Genomic DNA, 17,351 nt, shown 5'->3' with positions numbered 1-17,351 from the left:
TCAGGCCTGCGCGGCGGCGGCGCGCAGCCGGGCCGTGGCGGCGGCGTCGAGCTGCTGTTGCCCGTCGAGCGCCACGCGGTAGACCTCGCGCGCCACCTCGGCGCTCACATAGCCTTCGCGCACGTCCTCGGCCACCTTCTCGGCCTCGCGCTCCAGCGGGCTGCCGAAGCCACCGCCGCCGCCCGAGAGCATCTTGTAGGCGTCGCCGCGCTCCAGGCGCACGTTGAAGATCTTGGCGTTGAGGTGGTCGCTCTTCCACTCGCCCTTGTGGCGCACGGCCAGGCCGTTGCCCATGGCGTCGCCGCCGCCTTCCAGGCCCCAGGGCTTGCAGTGCACGCGGTCGATGCGGGTGGTGACGGTGAAGGGCGAGAGCGCCTGCACCACCATCTCGGCACCCAGGCCGCCGCGGTACTTGCCGGCGCCCGCGCTGTCCTGGCGGATCTCGTACTTCTCGACCAGCACCGGGTACTTGGCTTCGAGCTGTTCGGTCGGGCTGTTGTGGGTGTCGCCGTCGTTGATGCAGACGGTGACGGACACGCCGTCTTCGGTGCTCTTGGCGCCCCAGCCGCCGCCCAGCGGGCCGATGCCCACGATGAACAAACGGCCGTCTTCGGGCGAGATGCCGTGGATGTTGGGGAACACCAGGTCGGCGTGGTGGCCGGCGATGGCGCGGTCGGGAATCGCGGGCGCGAGCGCCTTGAAGATGGTGTCGATCACCGTCATGGGGAAGGTCATCCACACGCGCATCGGGTAGGGGCGCTCGGCGCTGATGACGGTGCCCATAGGCATGATGACCTTGAGCGAGCGGAAGCTGCCGTCGTTGACCGGGTAGTCGGTGGGCGTGGTGAGGCACTTGTAGGCCACCTGCGCGCAGGCGATGCCGGTGGTGAAGCCCGAGTTGTAGAAACCGCGCACCTGCTTGCTCACGTCGGAGAGGTCCACCGTCATCTCGTCGCCCTTCACGGTGACCTTGACGCGGATGGGGATGCGCTTGCCGATCTCCAGGCCGTCGTCGTCCATGTAGGACTCGGCTTCGTACACGCCGTCGGGGATCGACAGCGTGTTCTTGCGCGCCACGGCCTCGCTGGAGTCCATGATCTGGCGGATCGAGCCGTTGACCGCGTCGGCACCGTAGCGCTGCAGCAGCTCCACGTAGCGGCGCTCGCCGGTGGTGATGGCGGTGATCTGCGCGCGCAGGTCGCCCAGCGCGCGCTCGGGCATGCGCACGTTCATGGCGATGATGTCGATCAGGTCCTGGTTGACCACGCCTTCGCGCTGGTACTTCACGATCGGGATCTGGATGCCTTCGCTGAAGATGTCGGTGGTCACGTTGCCCAGGGTGCCGCCCACGTCGAGCCAGTGCGCCATGCAGCAGGTGAAGCCTTCGAGCTGCCCTTCGTGGAACACCGGCATGGTGAAGGTGAAGTGGTTCAGGTGGCTGCCAGTGGTGTAGGCGTCGTTGGTGACGAGGATGTCGCCCGGCTTGATGTTCTCAACACCGAAATGTTTGATCTTCGCCTTCACCGTCTCGGCCATGCCGCGGATGAACATGGGCAGACCCAGGCCGATGGAGACGGTGTCGCCTTCCTTGGTGAACAGGCCCACCGTGAAGTCCAGCGCTTCATAGATGATGAGGTTGTAGGCGGTGCGCGTGAGGTTGGTCTTCATCTCCTCCGTCACGGCGAAGAGGCCGTTGCGGATGATCTCGACGGTGACGGGGTCAACCGTCGTGCTGGGCAGGTCTCGTGTGTTCATGAGCGGTCACTCCCGATGGCGATTTGCAGGTTGCCCAGGCCGTCGACGCGCAGTTCGTCGCCGGGCTGGACCACGGTGGTGGAGGCGTGTTCTTCGATGAGGGCCGGGCCGCTGATGAGGTTGCCGGCGCGCAGCAGGTCGCGTTTGTAGATGGGCGTGTCGGCCCAGCCGCCGGCGCGGAAGTACACCGGCTTGGTGCCGCGCAGGGCGGCGGCTTCGGGCTGTGCCGCGCCTTCGTCCACATGGTGGCGCGGCGGTTTCTTCATGGTGCCGAGCACGGTCACGCGCAGGCTCACGAGGTCGGCCGCTTCCTGAGGCGCGGAGGTGCCGTAGCGCACCTTGTGCACCTGGTCGAAGTGGTTCTTGATGGCCGAGCGGTCCTTGTCGACGAAGAAAGCGCCGGGCAGGTCCACCGTGACGGCATGCTCCTGGCCCACGTAGCGCATGTCGGCGGCGCGCTCGATCACGATGCCGTCGGGCGTGATGCCGGAGGCGGCGAGCGCGGCGCGGCCTTCGTCTTCCATGCCCTTGTAGAGCGCTTCGATCTCGTCGAAGGACACGTCGTTGAGCTTGCGGAACACCGAGCGCACGTAGTCGTAGCGCAGGTCGGAGAACAGCATGCCGTAGGCCGAGAAATAACCCGGCGCGTACGGGATGAGCACCTTGCGGATGCCGATCTCGCGCGCGATGGCCGAGGCGTGCAGCGGGCCGGCGCCGCCGTAGACCACCATGGTGAAGCTGCCGGCGTCCAGACCGCGCTCGGTGGTCACGGCCTTGACCGCGTGCGACATCTGGGTGACGGCGATGCGCAGGATGCCGTCGGCGGCGGCGGTGGTGTCCAGCCCCAGGGGCTTGGCGCAGCGCGCTCTTCCATCTGGCGCTGCGTGCCGGCCAGGTCGAGCTTGAGTTCGCCGCCGAGGAAGTGGTCGGCGTCGAGGCGGCCGAGCACCAGGTTGGCGTCGGTCACGGTGGGTTCGGTGCCGCCGCGGCCGTAGGCCACGGGGCCGGGGATGGAGCCCGCGCTCTGCGGGCCCACGCGCAGCGCGTTGCCGGTTTCCACGCGGGCGATGGAGCCGCCGCCGGTGCCGACCTCATGGATGTCCATCATCGGGATCTGGATCGGCAGGGCGCGCTCGTAGCCGCCGATGAGCGCGCTGCCGGTGGTCAGCGGCCGGCCTTCGCTGATCACGCCGGCCTTGGCGGTGGTGCCGCCCATGTCGAAGGCGATGGCGTCGCCCATGCCGAGCTGGGCGCAGATGGCCTGGGCGCCGATCACGCCGGCCGCCGGGCCGGACTCCAGCATGCGCACGCAGTCGCGCCGCGCGTGCTCGCTGGGGAACAGGCCGCCGGTGGACTGCACCACGTAGAAGTCGCCCTCGAAGCCCTTGTTGCTCAAATGCTCTTCGAGCTGGCCGAGGTAGGCCGAGACGCGCGGGCCCACGTAGGCGTTGGCCACGGCGGTGGAGACGCGCTCGAACTCGCGGTATTCCTGGCTCAGCTCGTGCGAGGCGCAGACGAAGGCGCCGGGCAGTTCCTCCTGCAGGATCTGTTTCACGCGCTGTTCGTGCGCCGGGTTGCGGTAGGAGTGCAGCAGCAGCACGGCCACGGCCTCGATGTTTTTTCCGCCGAGTTCGCGCGCCAGCTCGCGCACGGCGGCCTCGTCCAGCGCCTTGTGCGTGCTGCCGTCGGCGCGCAGGCGCTCGGCCACTTCGTAGCGCAGCGAGCGCTTGACCAGCGGCTCGTGCTTGTTGAAGAACAGGTTGTAGGCGTCGGGCCGGTTGACGCGGCCGATCTCGTAGATGTCGCGAAAGCCCTCGGTGATCAGCAGCGCGGTCTTGGCGCCGTTGCGCTCCAGCAGGGTGTTGATGGCGATGGTGGAGCCGTGCAGGAACAGGTGGCCGTCGCGCAGGTCGATGTTCGCGCTGTCCAGCGTGGCCTGGATGCCGTTGACCAGCTGGCCATGGGTGGACAGGGCCTTGCCGAACAGCAGCTGGCCGGTGACTTCGTCGAAGGCGGCCATGTCGGTGAAGGTGCCGCCGATGTCGACGGCGACGCGCAGCCGCGCGTCATGGGGGGTGAGGTTGGTGTTGCTCATGGTGTGTTCCTCGGGTGCGTGCGGCCAGTCATGCCGTGACGCCGATCGGGTTGCGGAGAATTCCGAGGCCGGTGATCTCGACCTCGACCACGTCGCCTTCTTTCATGTAGAGCGGCGGCTCGCGGCGGTCGCCCACGCCGCCGGGCGTGCCGGTGGCGATCACGTCGCCGGGCGAGAGCGGCGTGAAGCGCGAGATGTAGGCCACGATGGTCGGGATGTCGAAGATCAGGTCGCCCACGCTGGCGTGCTGCATCACCTGGCCGTTGACGCGGGTTTCGAGCTGCAGCTTCGTCACGTCGGGCACCTCGTCGCGCGTGGCCAGCCAGGGGCCGAAGGGGCCGGTGCCGGGGAAGTTCTTGCCGGGCGTGAACTGGTGGGTGTGTTTCTGCCAGTCGCGCACGCTCACGTCGTTGAAGCAGGCATAACCGGCGATGTGCTCGAAGGCGTCTTCCTTCGCGATGTGGCGGCCGCCCTGGCCGATCACGAAGGCGAGTTCGCCCTCCCAGTCGAAGCGGTCGGAAAACGCGGGGCGCAGCACGGTGTCGCCGTGCGCGGCCAGGCTGTCGTTGAAGCGCAGGAACAGCGAGGGGTGTTCGCTGTCGGCGCGCTTGGTCTCGGCCACGTGGCTCTTGTAGTTCAGGCCCACGCAGATCAGCTTGCCGGGGTTGGGGATCACGGGCAGCAGGCGCACCTGCTCGGGCGCGAGCGAGGGGCCGGCCAGGCCGTTCAGTTCACCGAGCGCGTTGGCGGCGATGGCGGCTTTCAGGTCGGCGTGGCGCGCCTGGAAGGCGGCGGGCACCGGGGTGTGGCGGCCGTCGCTGCCGACCACCCCGTAGGTGGCGCGGCCGTCGGTCTCAAAGCTGGCGAAACGCATGGTGGGCTTGTCTCCGGGTGGGGCGCTGCGGGCAGCGCGGGGGTGATGGGGACGCAGTCTAGGAAAGCGCCCGCCATCTGCCTAGAATGCAAACGGAGATTTCAGACATGCCTTGATTGGCATATCAGAACCGGAGACCCCATGAACCCCAACGACTTCCGGCTGTTCCTCGAGGTGGCCGAACTCGGCAGCTTCACCAAGGCAGCGGCGCTGCGCCAGACGGTGCAGTCGCACATCAGCCGGCAGATCGGCGAGCTGGAGAAACAGTGCGGCGGCGCGCTGTTCCGGCGCACCGGGCGCGGCGTGACGCTGACCGACCTGGGCCGCCACGTGGAGGCGCGCGTGCGCGGCTGGGTGCGCGACACGGACCAGCTGCTGGCCGACATCCGCATCGACGCCGGCGAGCCCATGGGCGAGGTGCGGCTGGGCATCCTGCCCTCGGCGGCGCACCCGCTGATCACCCACGTGTTCCTGCGCCTGCAGGCGGAGTTTCCGAAGATCAAGCTCAACGTGCGCGAGGGCCAGGGCGGCGAGCTGGACACGCTGCTGGACATGGGCAGCGTGGACATGGCCGTCCTGTTCCGCTACCAGAAGCCCACCAGCGCGGACGAGCAGCTGCTGGCCGTGGCGGGCACCTACCTGGTGTCGCGGCCGGACGACCCATTGACGCAGAACGACACCTTCGAATTCGCGCGCCTGGCCGGGCTGCGCCTGGTGCTGCCGCGGCGGCCCGCGCACTGGCGCGCGGTGCTGGACGAGACGGCGCGCAGCAAGGGCTTCGTGCTGCAGGCCGAGGTGGAGGCCGATTCGCTGCGCGTGCAGCGCGAGCTGGTGGCGCACACGCGCGGGCTGTACTCGCTGCTCGGGCCGTTCTCCATCGACGCCGAGCTGCGCGCGGGCCGGCTGCGCGCCTCGCGCGTGGTCAACCCCGACCTGCGGCGCCACGTGACCCTGGCCCTGCCCAAACAGGGCCAGCTCACGCCGGCGAGCAAGATCGTCGCGCGCATGCTGCGCGAGACGGTGGAGGGCTGGGGCAACCGGCTCAGCGAACCCGGCGGTTCACCCGCCCTCTAGTCCCGGTTCACCAGGGCAGGGTGAAGGTCTTGCCGTTGCAGAAGGACTTCATGGCCTCCTGCACGCCTTCCTTGTAGCCCAGGCCCGAGTCCTTGATGCCGCCGAAGGGCGTGAGTTCGATGCGGTAGCCTGGCACTTCCCACACATTCACCGTGCCCACCACCAGCTCTTTCGCGAAGCGCGTCGCGTGGTCCATGCGGTTGGTGCAGATGCCGGACGAGAGACCGTAGGCCGTGCCGTTGGAGATGCGGATGGCTTCGTCGATGTCGCGGAAGGTGATGATGGGCGAGACCGGGCCGAAGGTTTCCTCGCGCACCACGGTCATCTCGGGCCGCACGTTGTCGAGCACGGTCGGTGCGTAGAGCGCGCCCTCGCGCTGGTTGCCGGTGAGCAGGCGCGCGCCCTGCGATACGGCTTCGTTCACCAGGGCCTGGAAGCGCTCGGCGGCCTGGGCGTCGATCACGGTGCCCATGTCCATCTTGGCGTCCATGGGGTCGCCGTGCTGCCAGCGGCGGGTCTTCTCCACCACGAGTTCGGTGAACTCGGCCGCCACCGAGGCCTGCACCAGCATGCGCTTGACCGCGGTGCAGCGCTGGCCCGAGTTCTTGTACGAGCCCTGCACCGCGAGGTCGGAGGCCTTGTCGAGGTCGGCGTCCTCCATCACGATCAGCGGGTCGTTGCCACCGAGTTCGAGCACGATGCGGCGGTAACCGGCCTTCTGCGCGATGTACTTGCCGATGGGCACCCCGCCGGTGAAGGTGATCAGGTCCACGTGCTCGTTGACCAGCATCTCGTCGGCGATCTCGCGCGGGTCGCCGGTGATGACCTGGAACATCTCGGGCGGCAGGCCGGCCTCGTACAGGATGTCGGCCAGGAAGTAGGCCGAGAGCGGCACCTTCTCGGAGGGCTTGAGCACCATGCGGTTGTTGGTCGCGATGCTGGGCACCACCTTGTGCGCCACCTGGTTCATGGGGTGGTTGAACGGCGTGATGGCGGTGATCACGCCTTGCAGCGGCTCGCGCATGGTGATGACCTTGCGCTTCTTGCCGTGCGGCGTGAGGTCGCAGGAGAACACTTGGCCGTCGTCGCGCAGCGCCTCGTTGGCGCCGAACACCAGCACGTCGGCCACGCGGCCGATTTCGTACATCGAGTCCTTCTTGCACAGGCCCGACTCCAGCGTGATCAGCGTGGAGGCCTCGTCGGCGCGCGCGCGCAGCAGGGCCGAGGCCTTCTGCAGGATGCTGGAGCGCTCGTAGCGCGTGAGCTGGGCCTGGTAGGCGTGGGCGATGTGGTACGCGCGGCGCACGTCGTCCAGTGTCGCCAGGGGCACGGTGCCCACGCGCTCGCGGTTGTAGGGGTTGATCACGTCGAGCGTGCGTTCGCGCGCGATGCGCTCGCCGCCGATGCGCAGCGCCTCGGCGCGGAAGTGTTCGCTGTCGCGCAAGGGGTTGCGTGCGTTCATGCCAGGGTCTCCTCGGCGCTGCCAATGAAATTCTTGCCGCGCGCGCCACCCTGGGCGTGCAGCACCATCTGTTCGGCTTCTTCGTCGCTCACGCCGTAGTCGCAGAAGCGCGTGCCGACGCCGAACTGTTCGATGAAGCGCGCCAGGCGCACGGGGGCGCTGGACAGCGGCCCGCCCAGCGCCTGCTCGAGCACCGCGTCGCGGTCGTCCCGGCGGCCGATGGCGCGCGCCAGCACCATGGGCAGCGGGAAGGAGCAGGCGATGCCGTGCGGCAGGCCGTAGCGCAGCGTCATCTCGTAGGAGATGGAGTGCGCCAGCGCCGTCTTGGTGTTGGAGAACGCCATGCCGGCCTTGAGCGCGGCCAGCGCCATGCGCCCGCGCAGCTCCAGGTTGCCGAGCTCGCGCATCAGGCGCGGCAGCACGTCCAGGATGTCCTTCACCGCCGAGATCGCGAACGCGTCCGAGACCGGGTTGGCGTTGACGTTCCAGATCGATTCGAGCGCGTGCGACAAGGCATCGAGCCCGCTCTGCAGCGTCACCGCGGGCGGCAGCGAGAGCATCAACTCGGGGTCGATGAGGGCCGCCGTGGGCCAGGTCTGCGGCAGGTGCAGCGAGTACTTCTTCTGGCTTTCCCGGTCCCAGATGGTGGCCCAGGGCGTGACCTCGCTGCCGGTGCCGGCGGTGGTGGGCACGGCGATCAGGGTCTTGACCGCGTGCGGCGTGAAGGCCGCGCCGGTGGCCAGCAGGTCGACCAGCTCCTGGAAGCGGCCGCTGGCGGTGCCGACCATGAGCGCCTTGGCGGTGTCGATGGCGCTGCCGCCACCGACGGCCACGATGACCTCCACGTCGGCGTGTTCGCGCCAGAAGGCCTCGTGCGTCGCGGCGAGCTCGGCCACGTCGGGGTTGGGCAGCACCTGGTCGATCACGCAGGCCAGCTGCGCGCCGAGCACGCCCTCCAGCCGGGCCAGCAGGCCGAGCTGGCGCGCCTCGGGGAAGGTCACCAGGGCGGCCTTGCGGCCCCCCAGCAGCTTCGGCAGAGACAACAGGGCCCCTGGCCCGTACACGCTGTGCACGGGATTGAAGTAGTTCGCGGTCATGGAAAGCCTTCAGGCGGTCGTGAGCACGGCGTGGTTGAGCGCCAGGTCGAAGATGTCGAAGTTGCGCAGCCGGCGCCCGGGGAGCAGGCCTTGCAGCTTCCGGTTGAACAGCAGCGGCACCTTCTGTTCGGACAGGCCGCCGTGCGAGCGCAGCGGCACGGTCAGGCCGCTGAGGTCGTGTTCGGCGGCGCGCGTGCCCAGCACGGTGAGGTGGTCGGAGATCACCACCAGGTCGCCGATGCGGTCGGGCGGCAGCTCGAAGCGGTCGGCGGCCTCGTCGCGCGTGAGCACGGCTTCGATGCCGTCGTGGCTCATGAGGGCGCTGGCGATGGTGCGGGCGTTCGCGCCGCGCGGCAGGTAGACGGTGGCGAAGGAGCCGAGCGCGCCGTGGTGCACCACGTAGGGGTCGGTGATGGGCAAGATCACGCGGCTGCCATCGGCCCCGGCGGTTTCGTCCAGCACCTCCTGCAGGAAGACGATGCGCGGCTGGCCGGCGGCGTCGGTCTTGGGGCTCATGCCGTGGTCGGCGGTGAGCGCGATCACGGCACCGAGCGCGTCGAGTTGGGCGAGGTAACCGTCCATCATGGCGTAGAAGTCGTTCGCGCCCTGCGTGCCCGGCGCGCACTTGTGCTGCACGTAGTCGGTGGTGGAGAGGTACATCAGGTCGGGGCGGCGCGCCTCCAGCAGCTTCACACCGGCGGCGAACACGAACTCGCTCAGGTCGGCGCTGTAGACCGAGGGCACGGGCTTGCCCACGAGCTCGAGCACCCGGTCGATGCCGCTGTCGGCCACGGTGGCCTTGTCGGCCTTCTCGGCCGAGAAGCAGATGCCGCCCTGGAGCTGGTGGCCCAGCAGGGTGCGCAGCTTGTCCTTGGCGGTGACCACGGCCACGCTCGCACCGGCCCGGGAGAACGCGGCCAGCAGCGTCTCGGCCCGCAGGTAGGCCGGGTCGTTCATCATCACTTCCTTGCCCAGCGCGGTGTCGAGGAAGTAGTTGCCGCAGATGCCGTGCACCGAGGGTGGCGCGCCGGTGACGATGGACAGGTTGTTCGGGTTGGTGAAGCTGGGGACCACGCAGTCGCCGACCAGCGAGGTGCCCTTGGCCAGCATCTTTTTCAGGAAGGGTGCCACGCCGGCCTGGATGGCCTGCGTGATGTAGTCGGGCTCGCAGCCATCGACACACACCACCACCACCGGCTGCGCCGGCTTGTTGTACTCGCGGTCATTGACCTTGAGTTTGAATTGGTCCGGGGCCATCAACGTGCTCCTTGTTGGATCCAAGCGCGAAGCTTGCTGGAAACGTAATCGGCGGTCATGACCATGGCCACGATCACGAGAATGCAGGTGGCCGTGTCCTGGTACTGGAACAGCTTCATGCTGCCCACCAGTTCGAAGCCGATGCCGCCCGCGCCCACCATGCCCAGCACGGTGGCCTGGCGCAGGTTGGTCTCGAAGCGGTAGAGGATGACGGCGATCCAGGTCGTGACCACCTGCGGCAGCACGCCGAAGATGATGATCTGGATCGGGCCCGCGCCGGTGGAGCGCAGGGCTTCGATCGGGCCCTGGTCGATGTCTTCGATGGACTCGGCGAAGAACTTGCCCAGCATGCCGGCGCCGTGCAGCGCGAGGGCCAGCACACCGGGGAACGGGCCCAGGCCGACGGCGGCGACGAAGATCAGCGCGAGGATGATCTCGTTGATGCCGCGCATGATGTTGAGCACCTGGCGCATGAAGTGGAACACCACGGGGTGCGGCGAGAGGTTGCGCGCGGCCAGGAAACACACCGGCACCGCGAGCACGAAAGCCAGCAGCGTGCCCCAGATCGCGATCTGCACGGTCTCGATGGCGGGCGTGACCAGCTTGGACGCGAATTCCCAGTTGGGCGGGAACATGCGCGAGAGGAAGTCGCCGATCCAGGGCGCGCCCTTGACCAGTTCGCTGAAGCTGACCTGGCTGCCGATGGCGGCCCACCAGATGACGGCGAGCAGGGCCAGGCCGGTGACGGCGTATTTCCACCAGCCGTCGTTGCCGCCGCTCTTGGCGACGAGCAGGTTGTAGCGTCCGATGCCGATCATGGTTGCTCCAAAGCCAGTTGGGGAGCGGCGTGCGCCGCGACAGGGGACGGCGCGGCCACCGAGGCCGCCGGTGCGTCGGGTGGGGTCGGGCCTTCGAGGCCGCCGGGGTAGATGCGCTGCAGCACCTCGTCGGTGAGTTCGTCGGGCCGGCCCTCGAACACGATGCGCCCGCCGGCCACACCGATCACGCGCTGGCCGAACTCGCGCGCGTAGTCCACCTGGTGCAGGTTGCAGATCACGGTGATGCCGGAGTCGCGGCTGGCCTGCTGCAGGTAGCGCAGCACCTTGCGCGAGGTCTTGGGGTCCAGGCTGGCCACGGGCTCGTCGGCCAGGATCACCTTGGGGTGCTGCGCCAGGGCGCGGGCGATGCCCACGCGCTGCTTCTGCCCGCCCGAGAGGGTGTCGGTGCGCACGTCGGCCTTGTGCTCAAGCTCGACGCGGCGCAGGCATTCGCGCGCGGCGTCGATGTCCTCGCGCGGGAACAGCTGGAACCACGACATCAGCGCGGGCATGGAGCCCAGGCGGCCGGTGAGCACGTTCTTCAGCACCGAGAGGCGCGGCACCACGTTGTAGTGCTGGAAGATCATGGCCACGTCGCGGCGCACCTTGCGCAGGCCGGCGCGGTCGCCGCGCGAGAGCTCGCCGTCCACCCGGATCTCGCCGCCCGAGGGCTCGGCGAGGTGGTTGATGCAGCGCAGCAGCGTGGACTTGCCCGCGCCCGAGGCGCCCAGGATCACCACGAACTCGCCCTTGCGCACGCTCAGGCTGACGTCGTGCAAGGCCACGAAGTCGCCGTAGCGCTTGGTGAGGTTGCGGATCTCGATCATTTCATCTTCCTCAGATCGAGGTTGAGCAGCTTGGCGGTGTCGCGGATCACGTTGTAGGCCGCGTCGTTGGTGGGGTGGAAGCCGTTGAGCTGGCCCTGGTCGGACCAGGGGATGTCCTTGACCTGCAGGAAGGCGGCCTGCACGCGCTTCTTGAGATCGGCCGGCAGGTCGGTGCGCCACACGGTGGGCGACTCGGGGATGGGGTCGGACTTCCACACCTCGACCAGGTCCTCGCGCTTGGCCAGGCCCTTGGCGATGGCCGCGTCCAGGATGCGGTCGGCGATGGCGGCGGCGTCCACCTTCTTGTTCTGCACGGCGATCGCGCTGGAGTCGTGCGAGCCCGAGAAGATCACGCGGCCGAAGTCCTTGTCGGTGTCGAAGCCGGCCTTCATGAGACCGGCCTTGGGGAACAGGTGGCCCGAGGTGGAACTGGGGTCGACGAAGGCGAAGGTCTTGCCCTTCAAGTCGGCCACGGTCCTGATGCCGCTGTCCTTGTGCGCGATCACCTGGCTGTAATAGAACGTGCGCCCGGCCTTCTTGGTTTCGGCCACGGCGAAGGCCTCGATGGGCGCGATGGTGGCGCCGAGCACGTACGAGAACGGGCCGAGGTAGGCCACGTCCAGGCGCTTGGAGCGCAGCGCCTCGATCACGCCGTTGTAGTCGGCCGCCACGAAGGGCTTGACCGGCATGCCCAGCGCGGCGGACAGCATGTCCATCATCTTCTGGCTGTTGGCGATCATGGCGCGGGAGTCTTCCGACGGGATCAGGCCGACGGTGAGCACCTGTTGCGAGCGGGCGGGGAAGGCGATCGTGCCGGCCACGGTGGCGGCGGTGCCGATCAGCACCTTTCTGCGATTCATCATGAGCTTGTCTCCGGGGGTTTGTAGGGGCATGAAAATTCTCCATCTTCGACTGAGCGGACTTGCCCGGCTTGGAGTTTTTCAGCCGGGTGTGACGCGCCTGTGACAACGATGAAAAATCACGAGCGTCCGGTGGTTCTGTCGACTCCTGCACCGCTCTGGACGCAGTAAACCACCGCCGTTCAGCCGAGACCAATTCAAAGATTGGCGGAGTTCTATACAATTTTTCTATGCGACTGACTCAGCTCCGATCCTTCTACGCCGTGGCCCGCATGGGCAGTTTCACCAAGGCCGCGGAGCACCTGCACGTGAGCCAGCCCACCATCACCACGCAGGTGCGCTTTCTCGAGGAGAGCTACAAGGTGGAGCTGTTCCACCGCAGCGGTCGCCGCGTGCAGCTCACGCAGCTGGGCGAACAGCTGATGCAGCTGGCGCAGAACATCTTCAGCCTGGAGGGCGACGCGGTGAGCCTGCTGCGCGACGCGGGCGAGCTGCGCACCGGCCAGCTGCGCGTGGCGGCCGTGGGGCCGTACCACGTGACCCGGATGCTGGCGGACTTCAGCCAGCACTACCCGGCCATCAAGGTCAGCGTGAGCACCGGCAACTCGCAGGACGTGCTGGACCGCCTGCTCGACTACCGCGCCGACGTGGGCGTGCTCGCGCAGCTGGTGAAGGACGACCGTTTCCTCTCGGTGCCGTTCAGCCGCCACCCGGTGGGCATCTTCACCTCCAGCGAGCACCGCTTCGCGCGGCGCCGCAGCATCCGGCTGGCCGAGCTGCAGGGCGAGCGCATGATCCTGCGCGAGCAGGGCTCGACCACGCGCAAGGCGCTGGAGCTGGCCTTGCACAAGGCCGGCGTGGAGCCCGAGGTGGTGATGGAGATCAGCAGCCGCGAGGTGATCCGCGAGGCCGTGTCGCAGGACATCGGCATCGCCGCGGTGTCCACGGTGGAGTTCGTGCCCGGCCCGGGCCTGCACCTGGTGAGCATCAGCGACGCGGACATCTACACCTACGCGCACGTGCTGTGCCTGGCCGAGCGGCGCAGCGCGCGCATGGTGCACGCGTTCTTCGAGACCGTGTCGCCGCCCACCGAAGGCGTCCACCGGCCGGCCCGCAAGAAAGGCAACGGACGGTAGGCGCGAAGGGACGGTTTTACCGAAGGGGCGGGCTCTTCACCTGCAGCGCGCCCGGCGGCGAGACCACGGCCGGCGCCTCGACGATCCCCGTGGCGTCGTCCATGCCCGTGCGGTGTCGGTCGCGCACGAAGAGCGCGCCGATGAGCACCGCGAGGGCCGACACCGCCACGGTGTAGACCAGCCCCTGGAAGATGTTGCCCGAGGCGACCACCATGGCCGTGGCGATGAAGGGGGCGAAGCCGCCGATCCAGCCGTTGCCGAACTGCAGGGCCACCGAGACGCCGCTGTAGCGCACGCGCGTGGGGAACTGCTCGACCAGGAAGGCGCCCATGGGGCCGTAGACCATGGTCGCCAGGAACACCAGGCAGAACAGCATCAGCACCACCATGGGCGCGTTGATGCGCGCCGGGTCGGCGCTCACCGGCATGCCGCGCTCGATCAGCGCCTCGCGCAGCGCGGCCTGGTCGAAGCCGTCCCAGCGCTGCTCGCCCAGCACCACGCGCAGCTCGCCGCTGGCGGGCTGGATGGTGTAGGGCACGCTGTTGGCCGCGAGGAAGGAGCGCGCGCGCGTGCAGGGCTTGGTGGCCTTGGGCTGGAACAGCTGGCCGATGAAGGTCTGGTCTTCGCGGCAGTCGCCGCCTTCGATGACCACCACCGTGCGCTCGCGGAATTCCTGCAGGCCCGGGTTGCCGTACTTCGCCATGCCTTCGAAGATGGGAATGAAGAGCAGCGCGGAGAGCAGGCAGCCCGTGAGCATGATCCACTTGCGCCCGATGAGGTCGGAGAGCCAGCCGAAGAACACGAAGAAGGGCGTGGCGAGGATGAGCGCGATGGTGAGGTAGGCGTAGGCCGACTGGGGCGGCAGCTTGAGCGTGGCGGTGAGGAACTGCAGGCTGTAGAAGTGGGCGGTGTACCAGATCACGGCCTGGCCGGCGACCGCGCCGAAGATGGTGACGAGCACGATGCGCAGCGTGGGGCCGTGCGCGAAGGTGTCCTTGATCGGGTTGCGCGAGCCCCGGCCTTCGGCCTTCATCTGCTGGAACACGGGCGACTCTTCGAGGCGCGCGCGCACGTACATGGAGTACGCCAGCAGCAGGATGGAGAGCATGAAGGGCACGCGCCAGCCCCAGGCGAGGAACTGCTCGGGGCTGAGCACCGAGCGCAGCGCGAGGATGACCGCCAGCGACAGCAGCAGCCCGATGGTGCCGGTGATCTGCAGCCAGCTGGTCATGAAGCCACGTCGGCGCACCGGCGAGTGTTCGGCGATGTAGGTCACGGCACCGCCGAACTCGCCCCCGAATGGCCAGGCCCTGCAGCAGGCGCAGCGAGACCAGGATGGCCGGCGCGGCCCAGCCGATGGTCTCGAAGGTCGGCAGGAAACCGATGGCCGCGGTGGCCACGCCCATGATCATCATGGTGATGAGGAAGGTTTTCTTGCGCCCCACCGTGTCGCCCAGGCGGCCGAAGAACACGGCGCCGAAAGGCCGCAGCACGAAGCCCGCGCCGAAGGTGGCGAGCGAGGCGAGGATGGCGGCGGATTCGTTGCCCTGCGGAAAGAACAGGGCGCCGAAGAACACGGCCAGGCTGCCGTAGATGAAGAAGTCGTACCACTCGAACACGGTGCCGAGGGCGGCGGCGAAGACGACGCGGCGCGTCTCGGCGGGGGAAGGTGTTGTTGTGCTCATGATCTTGTCTCCGTGATGGTGTTTATTGAACCGCAGGAAGCCGGCCGATGAAGTGGCGCAGGCCGTCGTTGAACTCGGCCGGCTGCTCCAGCATGGGGAAGTGCGCGGCCTGCGGGATCAGCAGCAGCTCGGCGTGCGGCAGGCCCTGGGCCAGCGCGCGCGATTCGGCGGGCGGCGTGATGCGGTCCTCTTCGCCGCAGACCACCAGCGCCGGCAGCTGCAGCCGGGCCAGCTGCGCGCGCGAGTCGGCCGCGTTGAGCGAGGCGATCGCCTGGCGGGCGACGAAGGCGGGCGTCTGCGTCACCTCCTGGCGCGCGAAGTCGATCAGCGCGCGCGGCGCCACCGAGCCGAACGAGCGCTCGATGACCGCCTGGCTGGCCGGCTCCACGCCCAGTTCGTCGATCGCCTTGAGCACGTTGTCCACGCGCACGTCCGGCCCCAGGCCGTGGGGCGTGGCGCCCACGAGCACCAGCGCGCGCAGAAGGTGGGGGGTTCTTGAGCGCGAAGGCCTGGGCGATCGTGCCCCCCATCGAGAGGCCGATGAGCACGGCCTCGGTGATGCGCAGCGTGTCGAAGACCCGTTCGAGGTCGCTCACGAAGGCCTCCATGGTGTAGTCGCGGTGGGCCGGGCGCGGCGAGCTGCCGTGCCCGGGCAGGTCGATGATGACCAGCCGGTGGGTGGTCGAGAAGGCCTCGATCTGTTCGCGCCAGAACGCGCCGGTGGTCGTGAAGCCGTGGCACAGGAACAGGGTGGGGCCGCTGCCGTGCACCGTGACGCGCGTGTCGCCGATCAATGTGGAACTCATCTTGGGGTCTCCAGGGTTGGGCTGAGAAAAGCCGCCGCCAGGCGGCCTGCCCGTCTTCGCACGACATGTGCCAGTGCGCGCCTCGGCCGCCCCGCGAGGCAAGACCGTTGTTTCTCAAGGGAAAAACCGCGCGTTGGGCCCGATTGACGGTTTCGCGGCCGGCGGCTAGTCTCAAATTCGCGTCTCAAATCTGAGAACCGAGAGGAACCCACCATGCCCTTTCCCGACTGGTTCGGCTCCGGCCAGAACGAGGCGGTCTTTCTGCGCCGCCTGCTGGACCACGTGTCGGACTGCCTGGTCGCCGTCGACACCGAAGGGCGCGTGGTCCTGATCAACGAGCCCTACTGCCGCCTGCTCGGCGGCCGGCAGGAGGATTTCATCGGCCGCCACATCACCGAGGTGGTGTCGGAGAAGACGCGCCTGCACCTCGTGGCGCAGGGCGAGGCGGTGGTGACGGGCGTGCCGCTGGAGGTGCGAGGGCAGCAGCTGTTCGCGCGCCAGGTGCCGGTGTACCAGGACGACCGCATCATCGGCGCGGTCGGGCTGGCGCTGTTCTCCAACCTGAATGCGCTGAAGAAGGCGGTGGCGCTGGCGGCGCAGCAGGACCTGTCGATCCGCAGCGCGGGCAGCGGCTGGGTGGCGCGCCACGGCGTGCAGGACCTGATCGGCACGGGCGCGCGCATGGACGCCCTGCGCGCGCGCATCGTGCAGGCCGCGCAGCACGCGCTGCCGGTGCTGATCCAGGGCGAGAGCGGCAGCGGCAAGGAACTGGCCGCGCACGCCATCCACGCGCACTCGGCGCGGGCGCGGCGCCCCTTCGTGTGGGTGAACTGCGCCTCCATCCCCGAGGGCCTGATCGACGCGGAGCTGTTCGGCTACGAGAGTGGCGCCTTCACCGGCGCGCGCGCCCGGGGCAAGCCCGGCAAGTTCGAGATCGCCAACGGCGGCACGCTGTTCCTCGACGAGATCGGCGACATGCCGCTGCACCTGCAGGCCAGCCTGCTGCGCGCGGTGCAGAACCAGGAGATCGTGCGCCTGGGCGGCACCGCGCCGATCGCGATCGACACGCGCATCGTCTGCGCGACCCACCGCGACCTGCCCGCCCTGGTGCGGCGCGGCGCCTTCCGGCTCGACCTGTACTACCGCCTGAACGTGGCCGGCCTGCGCATGCCGGCGCTGCGCGAGCGCGACGACCTGGCGGACTTCATCGGCCTGCTGCTGCAGCGCGTGGCGCAGCGCGAGGGCCTGGAGCCGCGCCGCATGCCGGCGGCGGTGCTCGCGCGCTTCGTGCAGTGCCCCTGGCCGGGCAATGCGCGCCAGCTGGAGAACGCGCTGCTGCGCTTCCTGCTCTCGGGCGAGGTGGCGCTGGACGAGGACGCCGGCCTGGGCGCCGACACCGGGCGCCCCGTGGCGGATGCAGCGAATGCGGCGGACGGCGGCTACTCGCTGCAGGCCGGGCTGGACCGCGAGCGGGACGCGCGCATCCGCCAGGCCCTGCGCGCGGCCGAGGGCCGGAAAGACGAGGCCGCGCGGCTGCTGGGCATCAGCCGGGCCTCGCTCTACCGCGAGCTGCGCCGCCTGGGCGCGGGCTGAACCGCGGCGCCG

12 protein-coding genes and 3 pseudogenes are annotated in these 17,351 nt (G+C 68.9%); 3 read left to right on the top strand and 12 right to left on the bottom strand.

Annotated elements, in window-relative coordinates:
- From ACFJGX_RS04165 to ACFJGX_RS04155, 3 genes and pseudogenes are all read right to left on the bottom strand, one after another.
- Nucleotides 1-1,755 (bottom strand): hydantoinase B/oxoprolinase family protein, encoded by a 1,755-nt coding sequence (locus tag ACFJGX_RS04165; protein WP_382322608.1) that lies wholly within the window; start codon nt 1,753-1,755, stop codon nt 1-3.
- A pseudogene (locus ACFJGX_RS04160) lies at nt 1,752-3,850 on the bottom strand (hydantoinase/oxoprolinase family protein). Before ACFJGX_RS04160 ends, ACFJGX_RS04165 begins: the two are co-directional and overlap by 4 nt.
- A gap of 28 nt (nt 3,851-3,878) precedes the next feature.
- Complete coding sequence (locus ACFJGX_RS04155; protein ID WP_382327809.1) at nt 3,879-4,724, bottom strand: fumarylacetoacetate hydrolase family protein; 846 nt, start codon at nt 4,722-4,724, stop codon at nt 3,879-3,881.
- Between the two features lie 141 nt (nt 4,725-4,865).
- Between ACFJGX_RS04155 and ACFJGX_RS04150 the strand changes: the two genes are divergently transcribed.
- A complete protein-coding gene (locus ACFJGX_RS04150; protein WP_382327807.1) occupies nt 4,866-5,798 on the top strand; it encodes a LysR family transcriptional regulator in 933 nt (310 codons plus the stop codon).
- Nucleotides 5,799-5,805: 7 nt separating this feature from the next.
- On the opposite strand, the gene phnY is transcribed toward ACFJGX_RS04150, so the two are convergent.
- From phnY to phnD, 6 genes are read right to left on the bottom strand one after another with little or no spacing between them, the layout of a single operon-like run.
- Nucleotides 5,806-7,260, bottom strand: a complete 1,455-nt coding sequence (gene phnY / locus ACFJGX_RS04145; RefSeq protein WP_382327805.1) for a phosphonoacetaldehyde dehydrogenase — start codon at nt 7,258-7,260, stop codon at nt 5,806-5,808.
- Nucleotides 7,257-8,357 carry an iron-containing alcohol dehydrogenase PsrA gene (gene psrA / locus ACFJGX_RS04140; protein ID WP_382327803.1) on the bottom strand — a complete coding sequence of 367 codons (1,101 nt, stop codon included), beginning with the start codon at nt 8,355-8,357 and terminating at the stop codon, nt 7,257-7,259. Before psrA ends, phnY begins: the two co-directional genes overlap by 4 nt.
- A gap of 9 nt (nt 8,358-8,366) precedes the next feature.
- Entirely contained in the window at nt 8,367-9,614 is a 1,248-nt protein-coding gene (gene phnA / locus ACFJGX_RS04135) for a phosphonoacetate hydrolase (protein WP_382322611.1), read from the bottom strand.
- Nucleotides 9,614-10,432, bottom strand: coding sequence for a phosphonate ABC transporter, permease protein PhnE (gene phnE, locus ACFJGX_RS04130; protein WP_382322612.1), 819 nt, complete (start codon nt 10,430-10,432; stop codon nt 9,614-9,616). The genes phnA and phnE overlap by 1 nt, the downstream gene beginning before the upstream one ends.
- Nucleotides 10,429-11,259, bottom strand: coding sequence for a phosphonate ABC transporter ATP-binding protein (gene phnC / locus ACFJGX_RS04125; protein WP_382327801.1), 831 nt, complete (start codon nt 11,257-11,259; stop codon nt 10,429-10,431). Before phnC ends, phnE begins: the two co-directional genes overlap by 4 nt.
- Nucleotides 11,256-12,119 carry a phosphonate ABC transporter substrate-binding protein gene (phnD, locus tag ACFJGX_RS04120; protein ID WP_382325808.1) on the bottom strand — a complete coding sequence of 288 codons (864 nt, stop codon included), beginning with the start codon at nt 12,117-12,119 and terminating at the stop codon, nt 11,256-11,258. The genes phnC and phnD overlap by 4 nt, the downstream gene beginning before the upstream one ends.
- Before the next feature lie 230 nt (nt 12,120-12,349).
- Here phnD and ACFJGX_RS04115 point away from each other — a divergent pair, with 230 nt between their 5' ends.
- The gene (locus tag ACFJGX_RS04115) at nt 12,350-13,255 is read left to right on the top strand and encodes a LysR substrate-binding domain-containing protein (RefSeq protein ID WP_382322614.1); all 906 of its coding nucleotides are present in this window, start codon (nt 12,350-12,352) and stop codon (nt 13,253-13,255) included.
- A gap of 118 nt (nt 13,256-13,373) precedes the next feature.
- On the opposite strand, the pseudogene ACFJGX_RS04110 reads toward ACFJGX_RS04115, so the two are convergent.
- The 3 genes and pseudogenes from ACFJGX_RS04110 to ACFJGX_RS04100 form a co-directional block, all read right to left on the bottom strand.
- Nucleotides 13,374-14,940, bottom strand: a pseudogene (locus ACFJGX_RS04110) (MFS transporter); the annotation flags it as partial.
- A gap of 22 nt (nt 14,941-14,962) precedes the next feature.
- Nucleotides 14,963-15,409, bottom strand: coding sequence for an alpha/beta fold hydrolase (locus ACFJGX_RS04105; protein ID WP_382327799.1), 447 nt, complete (start codon nt 15,407-15,409; stop codon nt 14,963-14,965).
- A 73-nt stretch (nt 15,410-15,482) separates the two neighbouring features.
- Nucleotides 15,483-15,746: pseudogene (locus ACFJGX_RS04100) on the bottom strand (alpha/beta fold hydrolase); the annotation flags it as partial.
- 213 nt (nt 15,747-15,959) lie between these two features.
- Between ACFJGX_RS04100 and ACFJGX_RS04095 the strand changes: the two are divergent.
- Nucleotides 15,960-17,339 carry a sigma-54 interaction domain-containing protein gene (locus tag ACFJGX_RS04095; RefSeq protein ID WP_382322616.1) on the top strand — a complete coding sequence of 460 codons (1,380 nt, stop codon included), beginning with the start codon at nt 15,960-15,962 and terminating at the stop codon, nt 17,337-17,339.
- Nucleotides 17,340-17,351: the final 12 nt, after the last annotated feature.

It is taken from the genome of Hydrogenophaga sp. UC242_50, from assembly GCF_042697355.1.
Classification (GTDB): domain Bacteria; phylum Pseudomonadota; class Gammaproteobacteria; order Burkholderiales; family Burkholderiaceae_C; genus Hydrogenophaga.
The sequence above is the reverse complement of the archived record's forward strand: the minus strand, read 5'-3'. Positions and strand labels throughout refer to the sequence as shown.